Annotated in this window: 25 protein-coding genes; 12 read left to right on the top strand and 13 right to left on the bottom strand. The window is 73.7% G+C overall.

What is annotated here, in order from left to right; all coding sequences use genetic code 11:
* Positions 1–12 precede the first annotated feature (12 nt).
* The 3 genes from gnd to dnaA all read right to left on the bottom strand — a co-directional run bounded on the left by gnd (position 13) and on the right by dnaA (position 4,435).
* Positions 13–927, bottom strand: coding sequence for a phosphogluconate dehydrogenase (NAD(+)-dependent, decarboxylating) (gene gnd / locus AB0637_RS15360; protein ID WP_366173312.1), 915 nt, complete (start codon positions 925–927; stop codon positions 13–15).
* Positions 928–990: 63 nt separating this feature from the next.
* The gene (dnaN, locus tag AB0637_RS15355; protein ID WP_366173311.1) at positions 991–2,118 is read right to left on the bottom strand and encodes a DNA polymerase III subunit beta; all 1,128 of its coding nucleotides are present in this window, start codon (positions 2,116–2,118) and stop codon (positions 991–993) included.
* 748 nt (positions 2,119–2,866) lie between these two features.
* Complete coding sequence (gene dnaA / locus AB0637_RS15350; protein ID WP_366173310.1) at positions 2,867–4,435, bottom strand: chromosomal replication initiator protein DnaA; 1,569 nt, start codon at positions 4,433–4,435, stop codon at positions 2,867–2,869.
* 539 nt (positions 4,436–4,974) lie between these two features.
* Here dnaA and rpmH point away from each other — a divergent pair.
* From rpmH to AB0637_RS15310, 8 genes are all read left to right on the top strand, one after another.
* Positions 4,975–5,112 carry a 50S ribosomal protein L34 gene (gene rpmH / locus AB0637_RS15345; RefSeq protein ID WP_366173309.1) on the top strand — a complete coding sequence of 46 codons (138 nt, stop codon included), beginning with the start codon at positions 4,975–4,977 and terminating at the stop codon, positions 5,110–5,112.
* Positions 5,113–5,131: 19 nt separating this feature from the next.
* Positions 5,132–5,482, top strand: coding sequence for a ribonuclease P protein component (gene rnpA / locus AB0637_RS15340; RefSeq protein WP_366173308.1), 351 nt, complete (start codon positions 5,132–5,134; stop codon positions 5,480–5,482).
* Positions 5,483–5,525: 43 nt separating this feature from the next.
* The gene (gene yidD / locus AB0637_RS15335; protein ID WP_366173328.1) at positions 5,526–5,774 is read left to right on the top strand and encodes a membrane protein insertion efficiency factor YidD; all 249 of its coding nucleotides are present in this window, start codon (positions 5,526–5,528) and stop codon (positions 5,772–5,774) included.
* Between the two features lie 45 nt (positions 5,775–5,819).
* On the top strand, positions 5,820–6,833 hold the full coding sequence (gene yidC, locus AB0637_RS15330) for a membrane protein insertase YidC (RefSeq protein WP_366173307.1): 1,014 nt from the start codon (positions 5,820–5,822) through the stop codon (positions 6,831–6,833).
* An 85-nt stretch (positions 6,834–6,918) separates the two neighbouring features.
* Entirely contained in the window at positions 6,919–7,482 is a 564-nt protein-coding gene (locus tag AB0637_RS15325; protein ID WP_366173327.1) for a R3H domain-containing nucleic acid-binding protein, read from the top strand.
* Positions 7,483–7,529: 47 nt separating this feature from the next.
* Positions 7,530–8,288 (top strand): 16S rRNA (guanine(527)-N(7))-methyltransferase RsmG, encoded by a 759-nt coding sequence (gene rsmG / locus AB0637_RS15320; protein WP_366173326.1) that lies wholly within the window; start codon positions 7,530–7,532, stop codon positions 8,286–8,288.
* 368 nt (positions 8,289–8,656) lie between these two features.
* Complete coding sequence (locus AB0637_RS15315; RefSeq protein WP_366173325.1) at positions 8,657–9,643, top strand: ParA family protein; 987 nt, start codon at positions 8,657–8,659, stop codon at positions 9,641–9,643.
* A complete protein-coding gene (locus AB0637_RS15310; RefSeq protein ID WP_366173306.1) occupies positions 9,640–10,785 on the top strand; it encodes a ParB/RepB/Spo0J family partition protein in 1,146 nt (381 codons plus the stop codon). Before AB0637_RS15315 ends, AB0637_RS15310 begins: the two co-directional genes overlap by 4 nt.
* Before the next feature lie 2 nt (positions 10,786–10,787).
* Here the strand turns inward: AB0637_RS15310 and AB0637_RS15305 are convergent, their stop codons facing one another.
* Complete coding sequence (locus AB0637_RS15305; protein ID WP_366173305.1) at positions 10,788–11,744, bottom strand: D-alanine--D-alanine ligase; 957 nt, start codon at positions 11,742–11,744, stop codon at positions 10,788–10,790.
* Positions 11,741–13,162, bottom strand: coding sequence for a PLP-dependent aminotransferase family protein (locus AB0637_RS15300; RefSeq protein WP_366173304.1), 1,422 nt, complete (start codon positions 13,160–13,162; stop codon positions 11,741–11,743). Before AB0637_RS15300 ends, AB0637_RS15305 begins: the two co-directional genes overlap by 4 nt.
* Before the next feature lie 151 nt (positions 13,163–13,313).
* Between AB0637_RS15300 and AB0637_RS15295 the strand changes: the two genes are divergently transcribed.
* A complete protein-coding gene (locus tag AB0637_RS15295) occupies positions 13,314–13,976 on the top strand; it encodes a GNAT family N-acetyltransferase (RefSeq protein WP_366173303.1) in 663 nt (220 codons plus the stop codon).
* A gap of 72 nt (positions 13,977–14,048) precedes the next feature.
* Here the strand turns inward: AB0637_RS15295 and trxA are convergent, their stop codons facing one another.
* The 5 genes from trxA to AB0637_RS15270 all read right to left on the bottom strand — a co-directional run bounded on the left by trxA (position 14,049) and on the right by AB0637_RS15270 (position 18,573).
* Entirely contained in the window at positions 14,049–14,375 is a 327-nt protein-coding gene (trxA, locus tag AB0637_RS15290) for a thioredoxin (protein ID WP_366173301.1), read from the bottom strand.
* A gap of 28 nt (positions 14,376–14,403) precedes the next feature.
* Positions 14,404–15,447 (bottom strand): thioredoxin-disulfide reductase, encoded by a 1,044-nt coding sequence (gene trxB, locus AB0637_RS15285; protein WP_366173300.1) that lies wholly within the window; start codon positions 15,445–15,447, stop codon positions 14,404–14,406.
* Positions 15,448–15,565: 118 nt separating this feature from the next.
* Complete coding sequence (locus AB0637_RS15280; protein ID WP_366173298.1) at positions 15,566–16,408, bottom strand: hypothetical protein; 843 nt, start codon at positions 16,406–16,408, stop codon at positions 15,566–15,568.
* Between the two features lie 87 nt (positions 16,409–16,495).
* Complete coding sequence (gene sigM, locus AB0637_RS15275; RefSeq protein ID WP_366173297.1) at positions 16,496–17,110, bottom strand: RNA polymerase sigma factor SigM; 615 nt, start codon at positions 17,108–17,110, stop codon at positions 16,496–16,498.
* Entirely contained in the window at positions 17,107–18,573 is a 1,467-nt protein-coding gene (locus AB0637_RS15270; RefSeq protein ID WP_366173296.1) for a hypothetical protein, read from the bottom strand. Before AB0637_RS15270 ends, sigM begins: the two co-directional genes overlap by 4 nt.
* A gap of 282 nt (positions 18,574–18,855) precedes the next feature.
* Between AB0637_RS15270 and AB0637_RS15265 the strand changes: the two genes are divergently transcribed.
* Positions 18,856–19,791, top strand: coding sequence for a hypothetical protein (locus tag AB0637_RS15265; RefSeq protein WP_366173295.1), 936 nt, complete (start codon positions 18,856–18,858; stop codon positions 19,789–19,791).
* Between the two features lie 9 nt (positions 19,792–19,800).
* Here the strand turns inward: AB0637_RS15265 and AB0637_RS15260 are convergent, their stop codons facing one another.
* Positions 19,801–20,940: a C40 family peptidase gene (locus tag AB0637_RS15260; protein ID WP_366173293.1), complete on the bottom strand. Its 1,140-nt coding sequence runs from the start codon at positions 20,938–20,940 to the stop codon at positions 19,801–19,803.
* Between the two features lie 89 nt (positions 20,941–21,029).
* Between AB0637_RS15260 and murJ the strand changes: the two genes are divergently transcribed.
* Positions 21,030–22,700 carry a murein biosynthesis integral membrane protein MurJ gene (gene murJ / locus AB0637_RS15255; RefSeq protein WP_366173292.1) on the top strand — a complete coding sequence of 557 codons (1,671 nt, stop codon included), beginning with the start codon at positions 21,030–21,032 and terminating at the stop codon, positions 22,698–22,700.
* On the opposite strand, the gene AB0637_RS15250 is transcribed toward murJ, so the two are convergent.
* Both AB0637_RS15250 and AB0637_RS15245 read right to left on the bottom strand, forming a co-directional pair.
* Entirely contained in the window at positions 22,665–24,860 is a 2,196-nt protein-coding gene (locus AB0637_RS15250; protein WP_366173291.1) for a DUF6049 family protein, read from the bottom strand. The genes murJ and AB0637_RS15250 overlap by 36 nt on opposite strands.
* Positions 24,857–25,333, bottom strand: a complete 477-nt coding sequence (locus AB0637_RS15245) for an NUDIX hydrolase (RefSeq protein WP_366173290.1) — start codon at positions 25,331–25,333, stop codon at positions 24,857–24,859. Before AB0637_RS15245 ends, AB0637_RS15250 begins: the two co-directional genes overlap by 4 nt.
* Positions 25,334–25,365: 32 nt before the next feature.
* Between AB0637_RS15245 and AB0637_RS15240 the strand changes: the two genes are divergently transcribed.
* Positions 25,366–26,901 carry a CCA tRNA nucleotidyltransferase gene (locus AB0637_RS15240; RefSeq protein ID WP_366173289.1) on the top strand — a complete coding sequence of 512 codons (1,536 nt, stop codon included), beginning with the start codon at positions 25,366–25,368 and terminating at the stop codon, positions 26,899–26,901.
* Positions 26,902–26,976 lie beyond the last annotated feature (75 nt).

Raw genomic sequence — 26,976 nt, 5'->3', positions numbered from 1 at the left:
CTCGGGCGAGCGTCACTCGTGGACGGAGCCCGCACCCGAGCTCGGGCCGGCCGACGTCACGGCGTGGCCGCCGAACTGGTTGCGCAGCGCGGCGACGGCCTTGATCGAGGGCGAGTCCTCCTGGCGGGAGGCGAAGCGCGCGAACAGCGCCGCGGCGAGCACGGGCATCGGGACCGCGTTCTCGATGGCCTGCTCCAGGGTCCAGCGACCCTCGCCGGAGTCCTGCGCGTAGCCGCGGATGTTGTCGAGCTTGGGGTCCTCCTCCAGGGCCCGGACCATGAGGTCCAGCAGCCAGGAGCGGACGACGGTGCCGCGCGTCCACGCCTTGAAGACGGCGGGGACGTCGTGGATGATCCCCTTCGCCTCGAGGAGCTCGTAGCCCTCGGCGTAGGCGTGCATGAGGCCGTACTCGATGCCGTTGTGGACCATCTTGGAGTAGTGCCCCGCGCCGACGCCGCCGGCGTGGACGAAGCCCTCCTCGCGGGGGCCCTCGGGGCGCAGCGCGTCGAAGACGGGCAGGGCGAGGTCCACGTGGCCCTTCGCACCGCCGACCATGAGGCCGTAGCCGTTGTCCTTGCCCCACACACCGCCGGAGACGCCGCAGTCGAGGTAGCCGGTGCCGCGCTCGGCGAGGAGCTTGGCGTTCACCTCGTCGTCGGTCCACTTGGAGTTGCCGCCGTCGATGACCAGGTCGCCGTCCTTGAGGAGCGGGGCGAGGCTGGCGACGGTGTCCCGGGTGATCTTGCCGGAGGGCACCATGACCCAGACGACCTTGGGCGAGGGCAGCGCCTCGACGAGGGCCGCGAGGCTGGGGACGTCCGTGACGTCGGGGTTCGGGTCGTACCCGGTGACCTCGATGCCCTTGCCGCGGAGCCGGGCGCGCATGTTGCCGCCCATCTTGCCGAGTCCGACGAGACCGATGTGCATGGCCAGACGCTTCCCTTCTCGCGCCCGGCTGCTCTCTCGAGCCGGGCTGTGTGACCGCCGGGCTCAGCCGGCGAGGCGGACCGGCATCAGGAGGTACCGGTAGCTGTCGTCGTCGTCCCCGTCGAGGTCCGCCTGGCCCGTGATGACCGCCGGACGCGTCGCCTGGGTGAACGAGAGCCGGGCGAAGGGCGCGGCCAGCGCGCCGAGTCCGTCCAGCAGGAACTGCGGGTTGAAGGCGATGGCGATGGACTCACCGACGAGGGTGGCCTCCAGGGCCTCCGTCGCCTGCGCGTCCTCGCCCTGTCCCGCCTCCAAGGACAGCACGCCGTCCTCGAAACGCAAGCGCACAGGCGTGTTGCGCTCGGCGACGAGGGCCACGCGCTTGACGGCCTCCGTCAGCGCCGCCGTGGAGACGACGGCGTGCGTGGGCGACTCCGCCGGGAACAGGGCCCGGACCTTGGGGTACTCCCCGTCGACGAGCAGCGAGGTCGAGTACCGACCGCCGGCCTGGAAGCCGATGAGGTCGCTGGCGCCGTCGGCGAGGGCGACCGTGAGGTTGCTGCCCCCGCCCAGGGACCGCGCGACGTCCGAGAGGGTGCGGGCCCGCACCAACGCCACCGCGGACAGGTCCGGGGTGCTGGGGTGCCAGCGCAGCTCGCGCACGGCCAGGCGGTACCGGTCGGTGGCCAGCAGGGTGACGCGGTCGCCCTCGATCTCCATCCGGACGCCCGTGAGGATCGGGAGCGTCTCGTCGCGGCTCGCGGCGATCGTGACCTGGGCGACGGCCTCGGTGAACTCGCCCCCGGCGATCTCCCCGGAGGCCTCGGGCAGCTGCGGGAGCGAGGGGTACTCGTCGACCGACATCGTCAGGAGCGTGAACCGGCTCGCGCCGCACGTGACGACGACCTTGGAGCCTTCCGTCGTCAGCGTGACGGGCCGGTTGGGCAGGCTGCGGGAGATGTCGGCCAGGAGGCGTCCGGAGACCAGCACGCGGCCGGCGGTGCGGACGTCGGCGGGCAGCTCGGCCCGCGCGGACACCTCGTAGTCGAACGTCGACAGCTTCAGCGTGCCCTCGTCGGTCGCCTCGAGGAGCACTCCCGCGAGCACGGGCACCGGAGGGCGCGAGGGCAGCGCCCGGGCCGCCCACGCCACGGCGTCGGCCAGCACGTCGCGCTCGACCTGCAACTCCACCAGGCACCGCCTCCCACTCGTCCCGCGCGGCTCGCACCGCTGTCTCCCGCGTCCTGCGGTCCTGGCGGACGGCGGCACGACGCGGCGGCTTCCGACAGTAGTGGAGAGCGCTCGAGGGCGTGCACGCGCCTCCACGGGGTACGGAGCCACCCGCACCCGGAGAGGTCACGGGGCGTGATCAGACATCAGACGACTCTGCACACGTTGTTCGAACGACCACCCGGGACGGTGTCGTCCCCAGGGGTGGAACCCCTCCCGTCCAGGGCCCGTCCCCACCCCCAGTCCACACTGGACGTGGGCTGACGAGCTTCACCATGGAGGGATCAGTCATCGTAGTAGCCCTTGTGGAGACTGTGGACGGACGAGCGTCGTCGCAGGTCAGGGGGCCTGCCGGGCTGCTGTGGGCGTGTGGAGGACCTGAGGACCGGGCGGTCCCGTCGTCCACAGGCGGCTCCGTCGGCGGGCCGTCGTCCACGTCCGTCCCCAGGCGGTCCCCACGTCGTCCACGCTCCGTCCACGGGGTTGTCCACGGCTCGCGGGTCCGTCGTCCACACCTCTGTCCCCAGCGTGTGGACAACTGTGGACACGTCCCTGCGCGCCACGGAGAGGCCTCCCCGAGGGCTCTGAAGGGGTCCGAAGACCCTGGGACGGGGACGGGGACGACGAAGAGCCCCGCCGGCGTCGCTGCCGGCGGGGCTCTGGGGGTCGTGCGGGGGCCCTGGAGCCCCGTGTGGCGGTCAGGAGCCGGTCAGGCGCCCGCCTGCTTCTTGATGCGGTTCGTCAGCTCGGTGACCTGGTTGTAGGTGCTGCGGCGCTCGGCCATCTGCTGCTTGATCTTGCGCTCGGCGTGCATGACCGTCGTGTGGTCGCGGCCACCGAAGTGCTGCCCGATCTTCGGCAGCGACAGCTCGGTCAGCTCCCGGCAGAGGTACATGGCGATCTGCCGGGCCGTGACGAGGGTGCGCGACCGGGACGTCCCGCAGAGGTCGTCGAGCGTCACGGAGAAGTACGAGGCCGTCTGCCCCATGATCGCGGCCGCCGTGATCTCGGGGGTCTCGTCGTTGGGGATGAGGTCGCGCAGCACGATCTCGGCCAGGCTCATGTCGACGGGCTGCCGGTTGAGGCTGGCGAAGGCCGTGACGCGGATGAGGGCGCCCTCGAGCTCGCGGATGTTGGAGGAGATCTTCGAGGCGATGTACTCGTTGACGTCGTCCGGGACCTCGAGGCGCTCACCGATGGCCTTCTTGCGCAGGATGGCGATGCGGGTCTCGAGGTCCGGCGGCTGGACGTCGGTGATGAGCCCCCACTCGAAGCGGCTGCGCATCCGTTCCTCGAACCCCGACAGCTGCTTGGGCGGCAGGTCGGACGTGATGACGACCTGCTTGCTCGCGTTGTGCAGCGTGTTGAAGGTGTGGAAGAACTCCTCCTGCGTCTGGACCTTGTTCGACAGGAACTGGATGTCGTCGATGAGGAGGACGTCCACGTCGCGGTGCCGGCGCTGGAAGGCCTGCGCCTTGTCGTCGCGGATCGAGTTGATGAAGTCGTTGGTGAACTCCTCGGAGTTCACGTACCGCACCTGCACGCCCGGGTAGAGGTTCTGGGCGTAGTGCCCGATCGCGTGCAGCAGGTGCGTCTTGCCCAGCCCGGACTCGCCGTAGATGAACAGCGGGTTGTACGCCTTGGCCGGTGCTTCGGCCACGGCCACGGCGGCCGCGTGCGCGAAGCGGTTGCTGGCGCCGATGACGAAGGACTCGAAGATGTACTTCGGGTTCAGCCGGGCGTTCTCGACCTTGGTCGTGGACCGGTTGCGCGGCGCCTGCCGGCCCGTCCCCGCACCGCGGTCGACCTTGTAGCCCGTGAAGAGCAGGTCGGGGTCGGAGTCGTCGAGGGGTGACCCCTCGTCCAGCCCGCCCCGGCGGTCGTCCTGGGACGGCACGTGCGACCCGGCCTCCGCGTCCAGGGACGAACCGATCCCGACGCGTTCGCGCTCGACGCTGGGGACGCCGTCGTCGCCGGACCGCTCACCCGTGCGTTCGGGGGCGAGGACCTGGCCGATCGAGGGGTCGACCGTCACCGCGAGGCGGATGGCCGAGCCGTAGGCGTCGGACAGCGCGCGGGTCAGCGGTTCGCGGACCTTCTGCTCGATGACGTCCTTGGTCAGGTCGTTGGGGACCGCCAGCAGCGCGGTCCCGTCCAGGAGGCCGAGGGGGCGGGTCAGCCGCACGAACGCTCGCTGGTGAGGGGTGATCCCCCCGTCGTCCAGTTGTGCGACGGCACGTTCCCAGACGCTGGGGAAGTCCCCTCCGTCGGTCTGCATCGAGCCCTCTCCCGTCGTGCCGGAATCCGTCTGACGGGACTCGTCCACACCCTTGTCCACACCTGTGCATGACGGTGGGGGTGCGACGAACCGCCCGTCGCAGGCACCTCGATCGGATGCGGGCGTCGGCACGTCGAGCGGGACCGTAACAACGTGGACGGCCCGCGTTCAAGTGCCGTCCGCCGCGCCGATGTCCGCTGGACGCCCGCGCGACGCCGCAGGGGCGGAGCACCGTCGCCGCGGTGTCCCGACCTGGAGCCGAGGGGCCTGGCCCCGGCGGGTCGTGCCGCCCGGACCTGGAGGGGAACGCTACCTTCTGGGCACCACCCGGACGGCCGAGCGGCGGCGCCTGTGGACGGTCGGTGCCCGCCGTCGGGCGCTCGACGCGTGCGCGCTTTGACCGGGTCGGGTCACCGGCCGTACGCTACGGGGGATTGTGCTCCGCATCGCCGTTCCGACCGCTCCCAGGACTTGCTCCTGGCGTGGCCCGGGTCGGCAGTCCGGCGGGGCCCGCCCGCACGAGTCCCAGGAGTTCCGCCGTGAGCAAGCGCACCTTCCAGCCGAACAACCGTCGCCGCGCCAAGGTGCACGGGTTCCGTCTGCGCATGCGCACCCGCGCCGGCCGCGCCATCCTCTCCGCGCGCCGCACCAAGGGCCGCGCGCAGATCGCCGCCTGACCTCGCATCCCGCGCCCGCGTGCTGACCGCGGAGCACCGACTTCGCCACCGGGACGACTTCACCGTCGCCTTCCGGGCGGGTCGGCGTGCGGGCACCCGTCGCCTGGTCCTGCACTGGGCGGCGACCGACCGAGCCCACCCCACGCGGGTGGGCTTCGTCGTGTCCAAGGCCGTCGGCGGGTCGGTGCTCCGGCACCGCACTCAGCGCCGGCTGCGCCACCTCGCGGCGGCGCGGCTCACGTCGCTGCCGCTCGAGGGCGGGCTCCTCGTGGTCCGCGCCCTCCCGGGGGCGGCCGAGGCGACGTCGGCCGAGCTCGGCGCCGACGTCGACCGAGGGCTGCAGCGTCTGGGGCTGGTCCCCGGTGGCTGAGCCGGCGGACGCGTCTCCCTCCGGACGCCGGTGGTGGCACCCGCTGCGCTGGCCGGCACTGCTGCTGGTCCTGCTCGTCCGTGCCTACCAGCTGCTCGTCTCGCCCGTCCTGGGGCCGACCTGCCGCTTCTACCCCTCGTGCTCCGCGTACGCCGTCGAGGCGCTGCGGACCCGGGGTGCCGTCGTCGGGACCTGGTTGACCGTCCGGCGTCTCCTCCGCTGCCACCCGTGGAACCCTGGTGGGGTGGACCCCGTTCCGCCGAAGGGACACTCCCGGGTGCCAACGCCCTGAGGTCAGCCCTGTGAGCCCGACCCCTGTGAGAGGACGAACCGCCCCATGATCGAGTTCTTCTACGACCTTCTGCATCCCATCCAGTGGGTGGTCGCGTGGATCATGGTGCGTTTCCATGAGCTACTCACTGCCGTCGGGCTCGACCCGGCGGGCGGGGCCGCCTGGTCGCTGTCGATCGTCGGCCTCGTGGTCGTCATCCGCATCCTGCTCATCCCGCTCTTCGTCAAGCAGATCAAGGCGATGCGCGGGATGCAGGTCATCCAGCCCGAGATGCGGAAGATCCAGGCCAAGTACAAGGGCAAGAACGATCCCGCCTCCCGCCAGGCCATGCAGCAGGAGATGATGGCGCTCTACCGGTCGTCGGGGACGAACCCGATGGCCAGCTGCCTTCCCATCCTGCTCCAGTCGCCGATCTTCCTCGCGCTGTTCCACACGCTGAACGGCATCGCCCAGCGCAAGACCGTCGGTCCGTTGGACGCGACGCTCGTGGCTCAGGCGGACAGCGCGCGCATCTTCGGCGCGCAGCTCTCCGACGTCTTCATGAAGTCGTGGGGCAACGGCAACTGGAACGCCATCGTCCTCACCGCGGTCATGATCGTCCTCATGTCCGCGTCGCAGTTCGTGACGCAGAAGCAGCTGATGGCGAAGAACACCTCGTCGGCGTCGATGGAGGGCAACCCTTTCGCGCAGCAGCAGAAGCTGATGCTCTACATCCTGCCGATCATCTTCGCCGTCTCCGGCGTCAACTTCCCGATCGGTGTCCTCCTCTACTGGCTCACGACGAACGTCTGGTCCATGGGCCAGCAGTTCTTCGTCATCCGCCGCATGCCGAACCCCGGTTCGCTCGCGGAGAAGGAGCTGGAGGAGCGCAAGGCCCGTCGCGCGGCCCGTCGCGGGGTCGTGCTCACCAAGGACGGCGCGCCCGAGGCCGCGACCACCGCGGAGCACACGACCCCGGCCACGCCGGTGCGACGTCAGCGCCAGCAGCCCAAGCGGGGCAACAGCCGTGAGCAGCGCCGACCCGGAGGCTCGCGGTCGAGCCAGGGTCCGAACCGCTGACGACCCGCCCGACAGACCAGCTCCACTGCCACACCAGCCAGGAGGACGTGTGAACGACACGACGGACGCGGTCGAGGAGACCCCGGTGGACACCGCCGAGGGTGCCGATGCGACGGCGACCGAGGAGCCCCGCCGCAAGGGGTCCACGAAGTCGCGTCTCGAGGAGGAAGGCGACATCGCCGCCGACTACCTCGAGGAACTGCTCGACATCGTCGACCTCGACGGGGACATCGACATCGACATCGAGAACGGTCGCGCTTCGGTCGCGGTCGTCGCGGACGAGGCCGGCACCCCCGCCCTCTCCCGCCTCGTCGGCTCCGAGGGCGAGGTGCTCGAAGCGCTCCAGGAGCTGACGCGCCTCGCCGTGCAGGCGCAGACCGGCGACCGGACGCGCCTCATGCTCGACGTCGGCGGTCACCGCTCGACCAAGCGCACCTCGCTCGTCCGACTGGCCCACGAGGTCGTCGCGCGCGTCGAGACGTCGGGGGCGGCCGAACGCCTCGAGCCGATGTCGGCCTTCGAACGCAAGGTCGTACACGACGCCGTCGCGGCGAAGGGTCTCGTCAGCGAGTCCGAGGGCGAGGAGCCGCGGCGCCGGGTCGTCGTCCTCCCGACGCGCACCGAGGATGCACAGGGCAGCGACGAGTGATCTGACCGTGCTCCGTCGGCCGATAGGGTGACGGGGTGTCGGATGATGTGCCTGAGGGCGGTGGTGTTCCACGTGGAACACCACCGCCCTCCGTCGTTCCCGGGGCTCTCGACGAGGCCCTCCGCCCCGAGGTCGAACGGGTCTTCGGTGACCGCGTGGAGCGTGCCGCGGCCTACCGCGACCTCCTCGCGACGGCCGGGGTGGAGCGGGGGCTCATCGGTCCCCGTGAAGTCCCCCGCCTGTGGGACCGGCACCTGCTGAACTGCGCTTACCTCGGCGACGTCATCGAGCAGGGGTCGTCCGTCCTCGACATCGGGTCCGGGGCCGGTCTGCCGGGCATCCCCCTGGCGCTGGCCAGGCCGGACGTCCAGGTGCGCCTCGTCGAGCCGCTGGAGCGCCGGTACACCTTCCTCCGGGAGGCGATCGCGGAGCTGGACCTGCGCGACCAGGTCGCCGTCGCCCGCGGGCGCGCCGAGGACGTTCGCGGCGAGTTCTCCGCGTCCGTGGTCACCGCCCGGGCAGTGGCGCCCCTGGCCACCCTGTACGGATGGGCGCTGCCGCTGGTCGTGACCGGTGGGCACCTCGTGGCCATCAAGGGCCGCAGCGCCGCCGACGAGATCGCCGCCGCGGCCGGTGTGTTGTCCAGCATGGGCATCACCGCCGAGCCGGAAGTCTTGCGGGTCGGGCCGGACGAGGAGTCGGGAACGACGGTCGTCCGCGTCGCCCGCGGTCACGGTCCGCTCCGCAGTTCGACGAGCACCACGACGGCACCGAAGCGTCGGGGACCCAAGGGTCCGCGACGGTGAACCACGGGAAGGATCAGAGCGTGAGTCAGCTGGGATGGTTCGGCGGGACGTCCACGGTCACCAGGCAGCGTGGCCTCGGGTGGTTTCCGGTCGCCGAGGTCGCTGACGTTCCACGTGAAACCGATGAGTTCAACGCTGCCGCCGCGGTGACCGAGAGCGCCGTCGCGCCCGGCGCCAGCATTGTGGTTCCACGTGAAACAGCGGACCCGCAACCTCCCGTGGCTGACGTTCCACGTGAAACGGAGCCGGACGTCGAGCCGCTCGCGGCGGTGGCGGACGCCCCGTCCGAGCACCTAGCGCCCGTCGTGGAGTTGCGCGCATCCGTCGAGAAGACGCCTGCGGCGTACCCGGACGACGTTGACGGCGACCTGGGTCCCGCCCCTGTTCCACGTGAAACACCCGCGGCGCGCACTCCCGAGCGGTTCCCGCGACCGACGGACACGCGCATCATGACCATCGCCAACCAGAAGGGCGGCGTCGGCAAGACGACGACCGCGGTGAACCTCGCCTCCGCCCTGTCGGCCGCGGGCCTCAAAGTCCTGGTGCTCGACCTCGACCCGCAGGGCAACGCCTCGACGGCCCTGGGGATCGATCACCGCGCGGGCGTGGACGGCATGTACGAGGTGCTCGTCGAAGGCAAGCCACTGATGGACGTGGTGCAGAAGTGCGACGAGGCGCCGGACCTGTGGTGCGCGCCGGCGACGGTGGACCTCGCGGGTGCGGAGATCGAGCTGGTCTCGATGGTGGCGCGCGAGTCGCGCCTCCAGCGCGCCGTCGCCAAGTACTTCAAGGCCCTCCAGCAGGCGGGTGAGCGTCGCGTCGACTACGTCCTCATCGACTGCCCGCCGAGCCTGGGCCTGCTGACGATCAACGCCTTCGTGGCAGCGCCCGAGGTGCTCATCCCCATCCAGTGCGAGTACTACGCACTCGAAGGGCTCAGCCAGCTGCTCTCGAACATCGAGCTGATCCAGGAGCACCTCAACCCCGACCTGTCCGTCACGACGATCCTCCTCACCATGTACGACGGGCGGACCCGCCTGGCCGCGCAGGTCGTCGAGGAGGTCCGGCACCACTTCGGCGAGCAGGTCCTGCGGTCGCTCGTGCCGCGCTCGGTGCGCATCTCGGAGGCGCCGAGCCACGGCCAGACGGTCATGGCGTACGACCCGCTGTCCTCGGGGGCGCTGGCTTACCTCGAGGCGGCACGCGAAATGGCTCAGCGTGGCGTGCGCGAGACCGCGCCGTCCGCGGGGGATGCTGGCGTGGGTTCGGCCCCGGCGGTGGCGGATCCCTGGGCACGGTGGACGGATGGTCTGGTGACGCGACGCGGCTTCGCGTCGAAGGAGGGTGGAGCGTGAGCGACAAGCGACGTGGTCTCGGACGTGGTCTCGGGGCCCTGATCCCCAGCGGCGGGACGGCGACGACCACGGTCAACCGGCCTGGCGCGGCCCCCTCGCTGCCGCCGGCGATGCGGCCCGCTGGGCGCCCCGTCGACGTCTTCTTCGACCAGCGTCCGTCCGTCGCGCAGCCCGCGGAGGAGACGACCGCCGAGGCGACGCCCGCGCACGAGGACCGGATCGGCGACCTCGCCGTCATCACGACCGCTGACCACGTCGAGGACGACACAGCCACCGGGGACACCAACGGTCCCACCGACGCTGCGGCAACGTCCGACGACGGTCTCGTCGAGGTCCCGGGCGCCCGCTTCGCCGAGGTGCCGGTCGCGGCCATTACGCCGAACCCGCGCCAGCCCCGCACGGTGTTCGACGAGGACGACCTCGCCGAACTGGTCCACTCGATCCGTGAGATCGGCGTGCTGCAGCCGATCGTCGTGCGCCCGGTCGCGGCCGGCGAGGACGGGTTCCCCCGTTACGAGCTCGTCATGGGTGAGCGTCGCTGGCGCGCGACGACGGAGGCGGGGTTCGAGACCATCCCCGCCATCGTCCGCGAGACGGCCGACGACGACCTCCTGCGCGACGCCCTGCTGGAGAACCTGCACCGCGCCCAGCTCAACCCGCTCGAAGAGGCGGCGGCCTACCAGCAGCTCCTCGAGGACTTCGGCTGCACGCACGAGGAACTGGCCTCGCGCATCGGCCGGTCGCGGCCGCAGATCAGCAACACCCTGCGCCTCATGAAGCTGCCGCCGCTCGTGCAGCGCCGGGTCGCGGCGGGCGTCATCAGCGCCGGGCACGCGCGCGCCCTGCTGTCCCTCGAGGACGGGGCCGCCATGGAGCGCCTCGCCCAGCGCGTCGTGGCCGAAGGGCTGTCGGTCCGCGCCGTCGAGGAGATGATCGCCCTCGGGGATGCCGACACCGCCCCGCGGCGGCGCAACCCCGCCGAGCCGCAGCCGGAGCTCGACACCCGGGCCACGCTGCTGGCCGACCGCCTGGACACCCGGGTGAAGATCAGCATGGGCCGCACCCGGGGCCGGTTGACGGTCGACTTCGCCGGGGTCGAGGACCTCGACCGGATCCTGCGGTTGCTCGGCACCCAGAACTGACGTCAGCGCGCGAGCGCGGACTCGACGACCCCCCGGTAGAGGACGTCGAGTCCGTGCCCCGCAGCCTCGGCGGCCTGCGGGAGCAGGGACGTCTCCGTCATCCCCGGGGCGGCGTTCGCCTCGAGGAAGACGGGGTCGCCCGCGTCGGTGACGATGAAGTCGATCCGCGACAAGTGCCGCAGACCCAGGACGTCGTGGGCGGTGCGGGCGGCGCCGGCGAGCCGGGCCGCGACGTCGTCCGGCAGCCGGGCGGGCACGTAGAACTCCGTGGCCCCGGCCGTGTAGCGGGCCGCGTAGTCGTAGGAGCCGCCGTCGGCGACGATCTCGACGGCGGGCAGCACGTGGACCTCCCCGGCCGTCTCGACGACGGAGACGGCCACCTCCGTGCCGGGGACGTGCTCCTGGACCAGCGCGGTGTCGCCGTAGGCGAAGGCGTCGACGACGGCGCGGGCCAGGTCGCGGACGTCCCCGACGACGGCGACCCCGAGCGCCGACCCCCCGCGGCTCGGCTTCACGACGAGCGGGAAGCCTGCCCAGTCGGCCGCGGCCGTCAGCACGGGCTGGGCGCCGAGGTCGCGGAAGGTCGCCTGCGGCAGCGCGATGGACGCCGGGACCCGCAGACCGGCCGCGGCGACGACGGACTGCGCGATGGGCTTGTCCCACGCCAACCGGCACGCGGCGGCCTTCGAGCCCACGAACGGCAGCGAGAGCAGCTCCAGGACGTCGCGCAGGGCGCCGTCCTCCCCGATGGCGCCGTGCAGCACGGGCCACACCACGTCGGGCCGATCGGCCGCCAGGCGGGGCAGGAGGTGGGCGTCGGCGTCCAGGACGGTCACCTCGCACCCGGCGGCGCGCAGGGCGTCCGCCACCCGACGACCGGACCGCAGGGACACGTCGCGCTCGTGCGACAACCCCCCGGCCAGGACGGTGACCCGCGGGTCCGCTCCGGAGGCGCTCACGCCAGCTCCGGACCCGGGTTGACGACACCCTGGTCGCGGAAGCGTTCGGGAACCCGACCCGCCGGCGAGCCGAAGAGCTGCTGGACCTCGATCTCGTCGTGGACCACGCCGGCCAACCGCCGGACCCCCTCCGTGATGCGGTCGGCGGTCGGGAAGCAGTAGGACAACCGCATCGAGTGCCCACCCGTCCCGTCGGCGTAGAAGGCTCCACCGGGCACGTACGCGACCCGACCGGTCACGGCGCGCGGCAGCATGGCCTTGGCGTCCAGGCCCGCGGGCAGCGTGAGCCACACGTAGAACCCACCCCCCGGGTGGGTCCACGTCGCCTGCGGCAGGTGCGTCGCCAGGGCGGCGAGCATGGCGTCGCGCCGTTCGCGGTACAGCTCGCGGAACACCTTGACCTGCCCCTTCCAGTCGTAGGTGGCGAGGTACTCGGCGATGGCGAACTGGCCGAACGACGTCGGGCACAGGATCGCCGACTCCGAGGCCAGCACGAGCTTCTCCCGCACGGCGTGCGGGGCGACGGCCCAGCCGACGCGGTAGCCGGGGGCGAAGGTCTTGGAGAAGCTGCCGAGGTGGATGACGTGCTCGGCGTCCATCGACCGCATCGCCGGCAGCGGGTCGCCGTCGAAGCCGAGGAGGGCGTAGGGGTCGTCCTCGAGGACGAGCAGGTCGTGGCGCCGCACGATGTCGAGCACCTGGTGGCGCCGTTCCAGGGACAGCGTCACCCCGGCGGGGTTGTGGTGGTTCGGCACGGTGTAGAGGAACTTCACCCGCCGACCCTGCGAGCGCAGCCGCACGAGCGCCTCCTCCAGCGCGGCCGGCTGGAGCCCGTCGTGGTCGAGCGGCACGTGCTCGACCTGCGCCTGGTAGCTGCGGAAGACCCCGAGGGCGCCCACGTAGCTCGGGGCCTCGGCCAGCACCACGTCGCCGGGGTCGAGGAAGATGCGGGACACGAGGTCGAGCGCCTGCTGCGACCCCGTCGTGACGACGACGTCGTCGGGGTGGGCGGCGATGCCCTGCGGCCGCATGACCTCGACGATCTGCTCGCGCAGCCGCTCCTCGCCCTGGCCGGACCCGTACTGCAGGGCCTGGGCACCCTTCTCGGCGACGATGCGGGCGCTCAGCTCGGCGATGGCCTCGAGGGGGAGCGCGGGCAGGTACGGCATGCCGCCCGCGAGGGAGACGACCTCGGGGCGGTTGGCCACGGCGAACAGGGCGCGGATCTCCGAGGCGGTCATCGACGCGGTGCGCTGGGCGTACGTGCCGACCCAGCGGTCCAGGCGGCGGCCCGCGCCGTGCGCGGAGGAAGCGGTGGAGGCAGCAGCGGCGCCGGCCCGGGCCGCGGCGGACGCGACGGGCGCGTCACCGGGACTCGTGGACGGCGGGTGCTGGCTCATGGCGGCCTCCTGCGGCATCGTTGGACCTCACGGTGAGGTCGTCACTCCGGGTGCGGAGCTCACTCCGAGCCTGCCACCTAGACTGGCCCTCACGCACCGGCACGGCGTGAAGGCCCTGCACGGACGGAACGCCGACGGCGCGTCGGGCACGAGACGGGAGGCCGCCCCGGTGGGACGACGCATGGCCCCGCTGACGCTCGACACCGTCGCCGACCTGCCCAAACCCTCGCGGCAGTGCGTCTTCTGGGAGCTCGACGAGGCCGCCGCGGCGCGTGCGGCGGAGGCGGGGTACCCGGACTTCGAGAAGGAGGCGTGGATCTCCACCGTCCTCCTGCAGTGGGGTCCTTGCGGGCGCCTCGTCTACGTCGACGACCAGCCCGTCGGCTTCGTCATGTACGCCCCGCCGCTGTACGTGCCCCAGCAGAGCCGCTTCCCCACCTCCCCGGTCAGCGGCGACGCCGTCCTGCTGACCACCGGCTGGATCGAACCGGCCTACCGCGGTGAGGGACTGGCGCGGATGCTGCTGCAGGGAGCGGCCAAGGACCTCACCCAGCGCGGGGTCAAGGCCGTCGAGGCCTTCGGTGGGGGGCCCGCGGCCGTCGGCGGTGACGGCAGCGAGGAGAACGCCCACGACCACGGGGAGCCGTGCGTGCTGCCGGCGCACCTGCTGGAGTCGGTCGGTTTCACGGTCGTCCGCCCGCACCACCGCCACCCGCGGCTGCGCCTGGAGCTGAAGAGCGCCCTGTCCTGGCGCGAGGACGTCGAGGCGGCGCTGGAGCGCATCCTCGGCAGCGTCCGCGTCCCCACGCTCACCGGGGTGGCGCCCGCCTGACGCGTCACCCCGGAACGAACGCGAGGCCGGCCCCCTGCGCGGGGACCGGCCTCTCGTCGTGCGGGTGTTCCGTCAGCCGACGAAGTCCTCGAGCTCCTTGAGCAGCGCGGGCTTCGGGCGGGCGCCGATGATCGTCTTCACGACCTCGCCGCCGGAGTAGACGTTGAGCGTCGGGATGGACGTCACGCCGTACTTGGCCGCGACGCGGGGGTTCTCGTCGGTGTTGACCTTGACGACGGTGATCTTCTCGCCGTGCTCGGCCGCGATCTCCTCGAGGATCGGGGCGACCTGGCGGCACGGGCCGCACCAGGGGGCCCAGAAGTCCACGAGGACGGGCTTGTCGGACTGCAGGACGTCGACGTCGAAGGTGGCGTCGGTGGTGGCGGCGGTGGCGCTCACGGGGTTCTCCTCGCTGGGTCGGGACGGGTCAGTGCTGGGGACGGTCGACGGTGTCGGCCGCCGGGACGTCCGGGTCGGTCTCCTCGCGCGCGGGCTGCTGCTCGAGACCGGCGTCGCCCCGGGCGGCGAGGTACTTCTCGGCGTCCAGCGCGGCGGAGCAGCCCATGCCGGCGGCCGTGATGGCCTGCATGTACTCGTGGTCGACGACGTCGCCGGCCGCGAAGACCCCCGCGATGTTCGTGCGGGTGCTGCGGCCCTCGACGAGGACGAAGCCGTTCTCGTCGAGGTCGACCTGGCCCTTGACGAGGTCGGTGCGCGGTTCGTGTCCGATCGCGATGAACAGCCCCGTCGCGGGGATCTCGCGGGTCTCGCCGGTCACGATGTCGCGCAACGTGAGTCCCTCGACCTTCGCGTCACCCGTGATGCCGACGACCTCGGAGTTCCAGGCGAAGCGGATCTTCTCGTTCTCCTCCGCGCGCTTGGCCATGATGCGCGAGGCGCGCAGCTCGCCGCGGCGGTGCACGATCGTCACCGTCTTCGCGAAGCGCGTGAGGAACGTCGCCTCCTCGACGGCGGAGTCGCCGCCGCCGACGACGACGATGTCCTGCTCGCGGAAGAAGAACCCGTCGCAGGTCGCGCACCAGCTGACGCCGCGACCGGACAGCCGCTTCTCGTCGGGCAGCCCGAGCTCGCGGTAGGCCGAGCCGAGGGCGAGGATCACGGAGTGGGCGCGGTACGTCTGGCCGCCGCCCGTCGTGACCTCCTTGACGTCACCGTCGAGGCGCACGTCGACGACGTCGTCGGTGATGAGCTCGGCACCGAAGCGCTCGGCCTGGGCCCGCATGTTGTCCATGAGGTCCGGGCCCATGATCCCCTCGGGGAAGCCCGGGAAGTTCTCGACCTCGGTGGTGTTCATCAGCGCACCGCCGGCGGTCACCGACCCCTCGAAGACGAGCGGCTGCAGTTCGGCGCGCGCCGCGTAGAGGGCCGCGGTGTAGCCGGCCGGCCCCGAGCCCACGACGATGACGTTGCGGACGTCCTGCGGAGTGGCCCCGTTGCTGGACTCGCTCACCTGTGCGGACCTGCTTCCCTCGATCGGTGCCGGACCCCGTGACCCGGGGTTCCGTGCTGCTTGCTCAACCGATCGTAGGGGTCCGCTGTTCCCCGGCCCGGACCGCCGGGGACCCCGCTCAGGGGACGGGGACGGTGCTCAGTGCCGCGTCACCCGGGGTGCAGTCGAGCGCGACGACGACCACCTCGGCGCCGTCGGCGGTCTTGTGGACGACGAACGCGGCGGGCTGCGCCTGCCAGGAGGCGATCTCCACGGCGAGGACGGAGCCGGGGTCGACGCCGAGCTGCTTGGTGCAGGCGAGGGCCCGCTCGGCGGCGGGGCGCTGGGCCTCGTCCGTGGTCGCGGGCGGGGCATCCGTCGGGCCCAGCGTCGAGCGGGGGGCGTTGAGCATCGTGTGCTTGCGGTCGGTGTCGCCCGTCCCGGGGGTGGCGTCCTCGGCGCGCCCCTGGGGGGCCGCCTCGTCCGCCGCGCCGCCGGCGTCGTGGGCCAGGACGCCCTCACCGAGGTCGCGGACGGCGGCCGCGTCGGCGTAGTCGCGGCCGCTGAGCAGCACCGGTGCCGAGCCGGGAACGGCTTCGGAGGCGGCGGAGGACCCGCCCCCGGCGGCCGCCCCGCTCGAGGCGGAGTCGGCGCCCCCCGGGCCCTGCAGCCCGACGAACAGCGCGCCACCGCCGACGACGGCGATGCCGGCCGCCGCGGCGAGGACGCGCGGGAGGCGGCGGCGCCACGAGGCGTTGCGGCGTTCGGCGAGCGAGGCGACGGGCGTGACACCCGCGGTGTCCCCGGGCAGGTCGGCCTGCGCCGCCCGCAGCGCCGCGTCCACACGGGCGACGACGTCGTCCGGCATCGGCCCGACGTCGGCCGCTCCGCGCAGCAGGTCGCGCACGTAGCGCTCCTGCGCGTCGAGCTCGTCGTCGGGACGGTTGCCGTCGAGCCGGCCGCCGTCGGACTCACCACTCACCGTGGACACGCCTCCCTCGGATGGATCCGGTCGCAGGTCCCTGAACGGGACACGAGGTGGAACGGGCTCTACGACGCGGGGCGCGGCTCACAGGTTCCCTCCCGGCCGGAGCAGCTCGGCCAGGGCGACCCGGCCCCGGGAGCAACGGGACTTCACCGTGCCCACCGCCACCCCCAGCACCTCGGCGGCCTCGGCCACCGGGACGTCGTACATGTCGACGAGGACGAGGGCCGCCCGCTGGGCCTCGGGCAGCCGCGCGAGGGCCGCGGTGACGTCGAGCTGCGCCTCCACGTGCGGGGTCGCGTCCTCGACGACGGCCAGCGCCGCCCCCGTGCGGGTCCCGTCCTCACCGGACCCGACCTCCTCCTCCAGGGGCCGGGTGGGCCGCACGGCCTTGCGCCGGGCGCGGTCCAGGCAGGCGTTGACGACGATGCGGTGCAGCCACGTCGTGACCGCGGAGTCGCCGCGGAAGCGGTCGGCGGCGCGCAGCGCGGACACGAGGGCGTCCTGGACGGCGTCGGCGGCCTCCTCGCGGTCACCCGTGGTGCGCAGCGCGACGGCCCACAACCGGTCCCGGTGCCGGCGGACGACCTCCCCGAACGCCTCCGGGTCGCCCGCGACGTGGGCGGCGACGAGCTCGGCGTCGGTCCGGGGGTCCTGGCCGGTCGTCGGACCGGGTCCCGGGGCTCCCGCCCCGGTCACGACGCGGGCGTTCCGGTGACGGCGATCTCGGCGACCGAGGCCCGGAACACCCCGTCGGTCGTCGGCAGCTGGGTGAACCACACGACGAGGTAGCGGGCGCGCACCGGCTGCGCGGGCGTCAGCGTCTGCTGACCGCCCGCCGGGGCCGTCGCGACGGGCTGGGAGCCGTCGAGGGAGGGGCCGGGGGCCGTCAGCAGCGACACGGAGCCGCCCTCGCCGCCGTCGGTGAGCGCGACCGAGCTCACCTGCGCCTCGGTGCCGAGGTCCAGGAGCAGGCCGATGCCCTCCTTGAGCCCGCCGAAGGCCGCGGAGTTGTAGCGCTGGCTCTCCCACGCCGTCGCCGGGTCCCCGTCGACCGCCCGGGGGGCCGTCTGGGAGTTCTCGCCGCCGCCCTGCGGGTCCAGGGCGGAGATCGCCGCGACGGGCAGCACGACGGGTGCGGCGGAGGGCGCGGCGCTGGTCGAGCTGGGCGCCGAGGACGTCGGTGCGGGCGCGCTCGCGGGTGCGGACGCCGACGGTGCGGGGGTCTGCTCGTTCGCGCTGCGGGGAGCGCCGATGCCGCTGAGCTGCCACAGCGCGAGGACGAGGCCCACGGCCACGAGCGCGCCGAGGAGCACGAGGACCAGACGGGAGTCGTCGCGCGGCGGTCGCGCCGTCGAGTGCGGCCGCGTGAAGGGCACGGGCGGCTCGGCCTCGGGCACGACCTCCTCGCGGTTCTTCAGCCGGCCGCGGACGGCGGCCGTCGCGGCCTCGCCGCGCATGCGCCGCAGCGTCTCGTCCCAGACGTCCATCGACCACGGCGCCAGCTGCAGGGCCAGCTCGGCCGGGTCGCGCGGGCCGTCCTCGTGCGGGCCGAACGTGACCGCGCACAGGGTGTCCAGGTCGTTCGGGACGTCGGGACGGATGTCCTTGGGCGGCAACGGCTTGCCGTCACCGGTGGGTGCCTCGGGCAGGGCCGGGCAGGGCGTCAGGCCCTCCAGGACCGGCCACCGGCCGACGAGCCCGGCGTAGACGAGCGCGACGAGGCCGACGGCGTCCGCGCGGTTGGCCAGGGCCGCCGCCCGCGCCGCGGAGACCGCCGGCGGGTCGATCTCGAGGGCCGCCTCGACGCCCACCCCGCGCACCCGGACGACGCCGTCGGGGTCGAGCAGGACGTCGTCGGGCGTGAGGCGGGTGTGGTGCAGCCCGCGACGGGCGGCGGCGTCCAGGGCCGTCGCGACCTCGCCGACGAGGGCGCGGACGGCGGCCGGGCGCAGCGGACCGGAGTGCAGGAGCTCGGTCATGGTCGAGCCGGCGACGGCCTCCTCCACGACGTAGACCGTCGGGGCCTCGAGCTGGGCCGGGTCCTCGTCGGTGCCGGCGTCGAGGATGCGCGGCACGTGGGGGTCGTTGAGCATGGCGGTGCGGCGGGCGGCGTCGAGGAACTCCTCGGCGCGCGGGTCCGTGGCCGGCAGCGTCCGCACCCGCACGGGACGGTCGAGCGTGAGGTCGCGGCCCAGGTACTCCCGGGTGCCGAGGTCCGTCTCGACCGACAGCTCCCGGTCGAGCAGGTAGCGGTCGGCGACCCGCCCCGCGCCCGTGTCCCGGTCCGTGCTGCGGCCTGCCCCGTCCAGTCCTGCCCCCTGCGTCTCGTCCGCGGGCTCTCGCCCGCACCCGGGACCGTCCCGTCGCCCCCAATGCTAGGGCGCGCGGGGCCCGCGCCCGTTCGGCGCGCGCGGGCTCCCCGCGACGCACAGGATGACCGCGTGAGCAGCTCCCTGGGACGTGGCCTGCGCAGCGGACTGGCGGCCGGTGCCGTCGGGACCGCCGTGATCACCGCCGTGACGTACGCCGACATGGCCTGGCGCGGCCGGGACGCGAGCACGTTGCCCGGTGACGTCGTCGACGCGCTGGCCGACCGGCTCGGCACCGAGGTCGGGGGAGCGCGGGGCGAGCGCGCCAACCGCCGCACGGCTCTCGGGGCGCTGTCGGGGACCGTGGCCGGCCTCGGCGTCGGGGCCCTCGTCGGGACGGCCCGCGCGGCCGGGCTGCGGATGCCGCCCGTCGTCGGCGGGATCGTCACGGGGGCGCTGGCCATGGCCGCGACGGACGGGCCCGCGCACGCGCTCGGCGTGACCGACGTGCGGGAGTGGACGAGCGAGGACTGGGTCGCCGACGCCGTGCCCCACCTGGCCTTCGGCCTCGCCGCGCACGCGACGCTGCGACTGGCCGACGGCCGGCCCGACGAGGGGAGCACGGTCGTGGTGGCCGAGCCCCCGACGCGCGCCTCCGCAGGGCTCGTCGCCCGCTCGCTGCTGCTGGGGGTCGCCGCGGGAGGCCGCAGCTCCCTCGGCCTGGCCGGTCCGGCGCTCACGGGTGGGAACGCGCTGGCCAAGGTCGGGGCCCTCGTGGCCGTCGGGGCCGAGGTCGTCGCCGACAAGAACCCCGCCACGCCGAGCCGGTTGTCGGCGGGAGGTCTGCCGGCACGCCTGGCCGCGGGCGCCGGCGGTGCCCTCGCGCTGGCCAAGCGCGACCACCGGCGCGTGGCCGGGCCGGTCGTCGCGGGGGCCGTCGGGGCGCTCGCGGGGTCGCTGCTGGGCGCGGCCTGGCGGGCCGGGGCCGCGGAGGTCGTGCCCGACTGGCAGGCCGCCGTCGTCGAGGACGTCGCGAGCCTCACCCTCGCCGTGCTGGCCTCCCGCTAGCGGGGCCGGTCAGGACGGGCGGACCGCGCCGAACAGCCCCGGCATCGCGACGCCCGCCACGCGCACGACGTCGCCGGTGTGCGGGGCGTGCAGGACCTTCCCTCCGCCGAGGTAGAGCGCGACGTGGTGGATCGTCGAGGGGTCCGACCCGTTGGCGTAGAAGACGAGGTCACCGGGCTGCAGCTGGTCCAGCGGCACCTTCGGCAGCCCGGCGTACTGCTGGCGCGACGTGCGCGGGATCGTGACGCCCGCCTGCGCGTAGGCCCACTGCGTCAGCCCCGAGCAGTCGAACGTCGACGGACCGGTCGCCCCCCACACGTAGGACATGCCCTCGCGGGTGTGCGCGGCGGCGATGGCCCCGAGGGCCGCGGTCGAGGCGTTCGCGACGGCGTCGGCGACACCCGCCGTGGAGTCCGGGGAGGTCGCGTCGGCCACCCCGGCGGCCGCGGCCTGCTGCGCGGCGGCGGCGAGCGCGGCCTGGCGGGCCTCTTCCTCCTCCTGCGCCACGGCGTCGCGGACGGCGGTGTCGGCGGCGTCGAGCAGCTGCTGCTGGCGGGCCAGGGCCGTCGTGACCTGCGTCTTCGCCGTCTGCGCGGCCGCCTGGGCCGCCGTCTTCTGCCGCCGGACGTCCTGCAGGTGCGCCTCGGCCGCGTCGGCGTCGGCGCGGGCCGTCACCGCGCGGGTCAGGGTGGTCTCGTCGTCGGCGACGACCGTGGCCGCGACCGCGGCGGACCGGGCGGCGCTCGCGGCCTGGTCGAGGTCGCCGGTCGTCAGGAGGTCCAGACCCGAGGACAGGCCCGACGGCAGGCCGGGTCCGGCCATGTAGAGGGAGCGGACGCGGCGGGTCGCGGCGGTGCCGGCTGCGCTGCTGGTGCCCGAGGCCGCGTCCAGGGCGGCCTGTGCGCGGACCTCCTCGTGGATCGCCCGCTCGGTGTCGTCGACGGCGGTGTCGTAGGCCTCGGTCGCGACGGACTGCTGCAGCTGCAGGCCCTCGACGGAGGCGCGCAGCGCGTCGGCCTGCGCCTGCAGCGTCCGGCTGCGCGGCTGGCTCTGCGCGGTCGTCACCGGGTCGGCGTGCGCGCCCGCCGCGGGCGCGACGAGGGCCAGCGCGAGGACACCCGCCCCGACGACCCGCCTGAGGTTCTTCACCGTGGTGGGGTCGTCACCGCGTGTGAAGACCTTGACCGGACCGGGGACGCGATGACCCGGACGGCGCAGGCATCGGCCACCATCGTGGCGTGAGCGCAGCCCCCGACCAGACGGCCGTCCCGGACGAGTCCAAGGCCTCCCTCGCCCGGTCCAGCGCCGTCATGGCGGGCGGGACGCTGGTCTCGCGGGTCCTGGGGTTCGTCCGTGTCGCCCTGCTCGCCTCGGCCATCGGCGGTGCGGCCGCCGGCGTCGGCGGGCAGGTCTTCGACGTCGCCAACAAGGCGCCCAACAACTTCTACATCCTCGTGGCGGGCGGTGTCCTCAACGCCGTCCTCGTCCCGCAGATCGTGCGGGCCTTCAAGCTCCCCGACGGGGGCAAGGACTTCGTCGACCGGCTCATCACCCTCGCGCTGCTCGTCATGGCCGGCGCCACGGTGCTCATCACCCTGTGCGCGCCGCTCGTCGTCCAGCTGTACGCCGACAAGTGGAACGACGACTGGCTCGCGCTCGGCACCGCGATGGCCTTCTGGTGCTTGCCGCAGGTCTTCTTCTACGGGCTCTACACCGTGCTCGGCCAGGTGCTCAACGCGCGGGGCAGCTTCGGGCCCTTCATGTGGGCCCCCGTCGTCAACAACGTCGTCGCGATCGGCGGGACGGTGGCGTTCCTCGCGCTGTACCCCGGTGGCGAGGGCTACTCCGCCGGCGCCTGGACCCCGCAGATGATCGCGCTGCTCGCCGGCACGGCGACGGCGGGCGTGGCGCTGCAGGCGCTCGTCCTGCTGTGGCCGCTGCACCGCGTCGGCTTCCGCTACCGCCCCCGCTTCGGCTTCCGCGGCATCGGCCTGCGCAGCGCCGGCCGGGTGGCGGGCTGGACGTTCGCTGGGGTCGCGGTGGGTCAGGTGGCCTTCATCCCCACCTCGAAGGTCATGACGTCCGCCGGCTACGCGCTCAACGAGGCAGGAGTCAACGGGGCGTCGGGGAACTCGTACAGCTACGCCTACCTGCTCTTCATGCTGCCGCACTCGCTCGTGGCGGTCTCGCTCGTGACCGCGCTCTTCACACGCCTGAGCCGCTCGGCCGTGGCCGGCGACGTGGCCGCCGTCCGGCGCGACTTCTCGACGGGCGCCCGGACCGTGGCGGCCGCCGGGGCGCTGGCCACCGCGGCCTTCCTCAGCCTGGGACCGGCCATCGGGGGCGCGATGTTCGCGGCGCACCCGATCGGCCAGGTCCTCGTCGCCATGACCGTCGGCCTCGTCCCGTTCAGCGTGACCTACCTCGTGCAGCGGGTCTTCTACGCCTACGAGGACGCCAGGACGCCGTTCGTGGTCCAGGTGGTCGTCGCGGCGGTCACCTCGATCGGCAACCTGGTCTGCTACTTCGTCCTCGAGCCGCGGTGGCAGGTCATCGGCATCGGCGCCTTCATGAGCCTGGCCAACGTCGTGGGCTGCGGCCTGGGGCTCGTGCTGCTCCGCCGGCGGCTGCGGGCCCTGGACGGCGGTGGCATCGACGGGTACCTCCTGCTGCGGACCCTCGTACGGCTGCTGATCATCACGGCCGTCGCGGCGGCCGTCGGCTGGGCGGTCTCCCTCGGCGGCACACGCCTGGGTGACGGCCGTGGGGCGGACCTCGCCGTCGTCCTCGTCGGCGGTGTCCTCGTCCTCGCCGTCTTCACCGTCCTGTGCCGGCTGATGCGCGTGCGCGAGCTCGACGACCTCGTCGGCCCGCTACTTCGCCGGCTGCCCGGGCTCGGCCGGCGCTGAGTCCCCCGCGGGCGCGGGGTCCTCGGGCGTCTCCGGAGCGGTGTCGACGGGGTGCTCGGCCTCGTCGACCCGGCGGCGGCCCTTGCGGAACGCGCGCACGACACCCAGCACGAGCAGGCCCGCCGCCCCGCCCCCGACGACCCCGGAGATCCAGTTCTCGACGTCGGCGCGGACGTTGAGCCGGATGTCGACGGCCGGGCCGATGGCGCTGCCGGCGGGCGTCCGCAGCTGCGCGTCGACGACGACGGAACCGTTCGCGAGCGCCCGCACGGGCACGGCGACGCGCTGCTGGCTGCGGGCCGGCACCGTCTGACGCGGCACGGCGTCGAGCTGGACGCGGGGGGTGCGGGGCCGGAGCACGAGGTCGACGACGACGGGCACGTCGAGCTCGTTGACGACGGTGATGGGCAGCTCGCTGCGCTCGGCGGCGAGGTTGCGGACGCTGCCCGTCGCGATGCTCACGCCCGCTGTCAGCAGCTGCACGGCCCGGGCGAGGGCGGCCCGCGCACGCGGCAGCTCGTCGGTGTGCCCGCGCCAGGAGACGCCGAGGAGGGCCAGCGCCGCCCGCTGCTGGGACAGCAGGTCCACGTCGGGGGTCGACGTCTGCAGGGCGCTGCGGAAGTCGTCGACGGCCACCAACTGCTCCTCCACGTCCTCGACGTGGGCGGTCGGCAGCGCCGCCCGGGCCGTCGCGGCGGCCACCTCCGGGTCGGAGCGCTCGCCGTCGGGGGCGGTCGTCTGCTGCAGCGCCGTCAGGGTCTGCCAGCTGGCCCACCCCGACGCCTCGAGGTCGTCCACCAGCCCGGACAGGGTCGCGGCCTGCGGCGCGAAGCTGCGGGGGGCGACGAGGAGCTGACCGCGGGCGTCGTTGGGCCGCTGCAGCGTCACCGTGGCGGCCTCGGCCACCAGCCGCTGCCGCACGAGGACCGCCTGGTCGGGGTCGGCGACGTCGGCCAGGACCGAGGACAGCGTCCGGTCGGCGACGAGCGCGGCGACCGAGCGGCCGCCGGACAGGTCGACGGTGGCGCGTCCCGCGGGCGTGAAGGTCAGGTCGCGGTCGGGGACGAGGCAGCGGTCGTCGAGGACGACCGTCGAGGCCTCGCCCTCGACGCAGAAGCCGAGGAGGTCCTCGTCGGCGGCCTCGTCCGCGGGCCAGGCCACGTCGGTCCGCACGGACGCACCGCCCAGGCCGTCGAAGGCACCTGCGGCGGCGTCCGTGGCGCGCTGCAGCAGCTCCGCCCCGGACGGGGCCCGCGACAGCGCCTCGAGGTCGGGGTCACCGAACGGCAGGCCCACGACGTCACGACCGGCGCTCGCCGTCGCGAGCTGGTCCAGCCACGCGGACAGCCGCTGCGTCTGCTCCGAGGAGGGCTGCGGGCTGCTGGAGGCGGTCGGGTCCGGGGTCGCGCCCGGCGTCGGGGTCCCGGCGGCCGCCCGCACGGATGCGACGGTCGCCGTCAGCGCGGGGTCGAGGGCCCACGCGACCCGCTGGTCGGTGCTGCCCTCGACGAGGGGGCCGAGCCGGTCCTGCACGGCGCTCGCCAGACCCGTCGCCGTGACGTCCCGGCCCGCCACGAGGGGCAGCAGCAACGTCAGCGGCGTCGGCGTCACCGCGCCGGGAGCCGAGACGAGGAACGTGCGGGCCACCCCGAGGCGGCCGGAGTCGTCGGAGACCTCCACGGCCGCCAGGTGCGCCCCGACGCCCCCGCCGAGGGAGGCGGCCGGCAGCGTGATGAGGACCTCCGCGGAGGCGCCCGGGTCCAGCGATCCGGTGCCGACGACGACGTCGTCGGAGCTGGCCGAGGACCGCGTGATGGACGCCCGGTCCGAAGCCCGCGCCCACGTGTCGAGGCCGGAGCGGGCGACGACCGGGGAGCGCTGGGCCACGAGCCGCGCCGTCAGCGACGACACCGGGTCCGACCCCTGGTGCTCGATGCGGGCGCGGGCGACGATCGTCGACCGCGCCGGGTCGCCCGCCGCGTAGGCCGAGGGGGTGAGCTCGAGCAGGACGACCCTCAGGGGCAGCCGCGTCGAGGACGTCGAGGTGGCGCTCGCGGTGGGGCGGGTGGTCGAGGCCTGCGCCGGGTCGACCGCGGCCAGGACCGCACCACCGGCGGCCAGTCCCGTGAGCAGCCCGCGGCGCGAGACGCGCGTCGTCACGCCAGTTCGCCCAGCCGCAGGGTCGCCGCCGTCGCCGCCCGTCGTTCGTTGGGGAAGGCGAGCCGCTCGTCGAGGTCGGTGAACGGGATCCACTCGACGTCGATGGCCTCGGCGTCCGGGTCGTTCTCCACCGTCAGGGAGCCACCGACGGCGCGCAGCAGGAAGAGGTGGACGACCTTGTGGATGCGGCGCCCGTCGGCGGAGAACCAGTAGTCGATGCTGCCGAGCGTCTCCACGACCTCGCCGCGGATGCCCGTCTCCTCCTCGATCTCGCGCACCGCCGCCTCTTCGAGCGTCTCCTCGCCCTCGAGGTGGCCCTTGGGCAGGCACCACTCCTGGCGGCCCGCGCGGTTGAGGCGGCAGATGACGGCGGCCCGGGGGACCCCGGTCGAGAGGTCGACGACGAGCCCACCGGAGGAGGTCTCCTGCACGGTGGGCAGCCGCCGACGCGGCTCCCGAGCAGGCTTGACCATCGGCTCACTGTAGCCAGCGCAGCTGTCGACTCATGGCAGGCTTGGACCCCGTGCTGCACGAGGAGTCCCCCACCCCCCGGTCCACCGGACCGGCCGCCGCCCTGGAGTCGGTCCTGGCGTCCGCCAAGGACGAGGCGAAGGGCCGCGCCGTGGCCGCGCTGGAGCCGGTCATGGCGCTCCTGGTCGACCTCGGCCGCGTCTTCGAGGGGGCCGGGTTCTCGCTCTCCCTCGTCGGCGGTCCCGTGCGCGACGCCCTCCTGGGCCGCCGCTCGACCGACCTCGACTTCACCACGGATGCCCGTCCCGACGACACCGCACGGCTGCTGGGAGCCTGGGGCGACGCGTCCTGGGACATCGGCAAGGAGTTCGGGACCATCGGCGCGCGCAAGCGGGACCTCGTCGTGGAGGTGACGACGTACCGCTCCGAGAGCTACGACCCGGCCTCCCGCAAACCCGAGGTGGCCTACGGCGACGACCTCGTCGGGGACCTGTCGCGCCGCGACTTCACCGTCAACGCGATGGCGCTGCAGCTGCCGTCGATGGACTTCGTCGACCCGCACGACGGCCTCACCGACCTCGCCGCGGGCGTCCTGCGCACGCCCGGCACCCCGGAGCAGTCGTTCTCCGACGACCCGCTGCGGATGATGCGCGCGGCCCGGTTCGCGGCGCAGCTGCGCCTGCGGGTGGCCCCGGAGGTCACGGCGGCGATGACGGCGATGGCCGACCGCATCACGATCGTCTCGGCCGAGCGGGTGCGGGTGGAGCTGGAGAAGACGCTGCTCGCGGTGGACCCCGTCGCCGGGCTGCGACTGCTCGTCGACACCGGTCTGGCCGCCCACGTCCTGCCCGAGCTGCCGGCGTTGCAGCTGGAGATCGACGAGCACCACCGGCACAAGGACGTCTACGAGCACTCCCTCACCGTCCTGGAGCAGGCCATCGACCTCGAGGGCGGTCCGGATGACCCCGTCCCGGGGCCGGACCTCCTGCTCCGGCTCGCGGCGCTGCTGCACGACGTCGGCAAGCCCCGCACGCGCCGGTTCGAGGAGGGCGGCGGCGTGAGCTTCCACCACCACGAGGTCGTCGGCGCCAAGATGGTCGCGAAGCGGCTCAAGGCCCTGCGCTTCGACAACGACACGATCAAGGCCGTCGCGCGGCTCACCGAGCTGCACCTGCGCTTCCACGGGTACGGCGACGGCGAGTGGACGGACTCCGCGGTCCGCCGGTACGTCACCGACGCCGGCCCGCTGCTCGAACGCCTGCACCGGCTGACGCGCAGCGACTGCACGACGCGCAACGCCCGCAAGGCCAAGCGCCTGTCGGACGCCTACGACGACCTCGAGGAGCGGATCGCCCGGCTGCGGGAGAAGGAGGAGCTCGACTCCATCCGCCCCGACCTCGACGGCAACGCGATCATGCAGCTGCTGGGGATCGGGCCGTCCCGCGTCGTCGGTCGCGCCTACCAGCACCTTCTCGGGTTGCGGATGGACCGCGGGCCGCTCGGGGCCGAGGAGGCCGAGCGCGAGCTGCGCGCCTGGTGGGCCGAGCAGCCGGAGTCCCGCGAGGCCTGACGCGACCCCCCAACCCCCCGCGGAAAACACTCTTTCCGCCCTTGCGAAGCCGTTCGCGGGGCGGAAGGAGTGCTT

Source organism: Kineococcus sp. NPDC059986 (genome assembly GCF_040702905.1).
GTDB lineage: Bacteria > Actinomycetota > Actinomycetes > Actinomycetales > Kineococcaceae > Kineococcus.
Note: the sequence above shows the minus strand (reverse complement) of the source record. Positions and strands in the feature narration are given on the sequence as shown.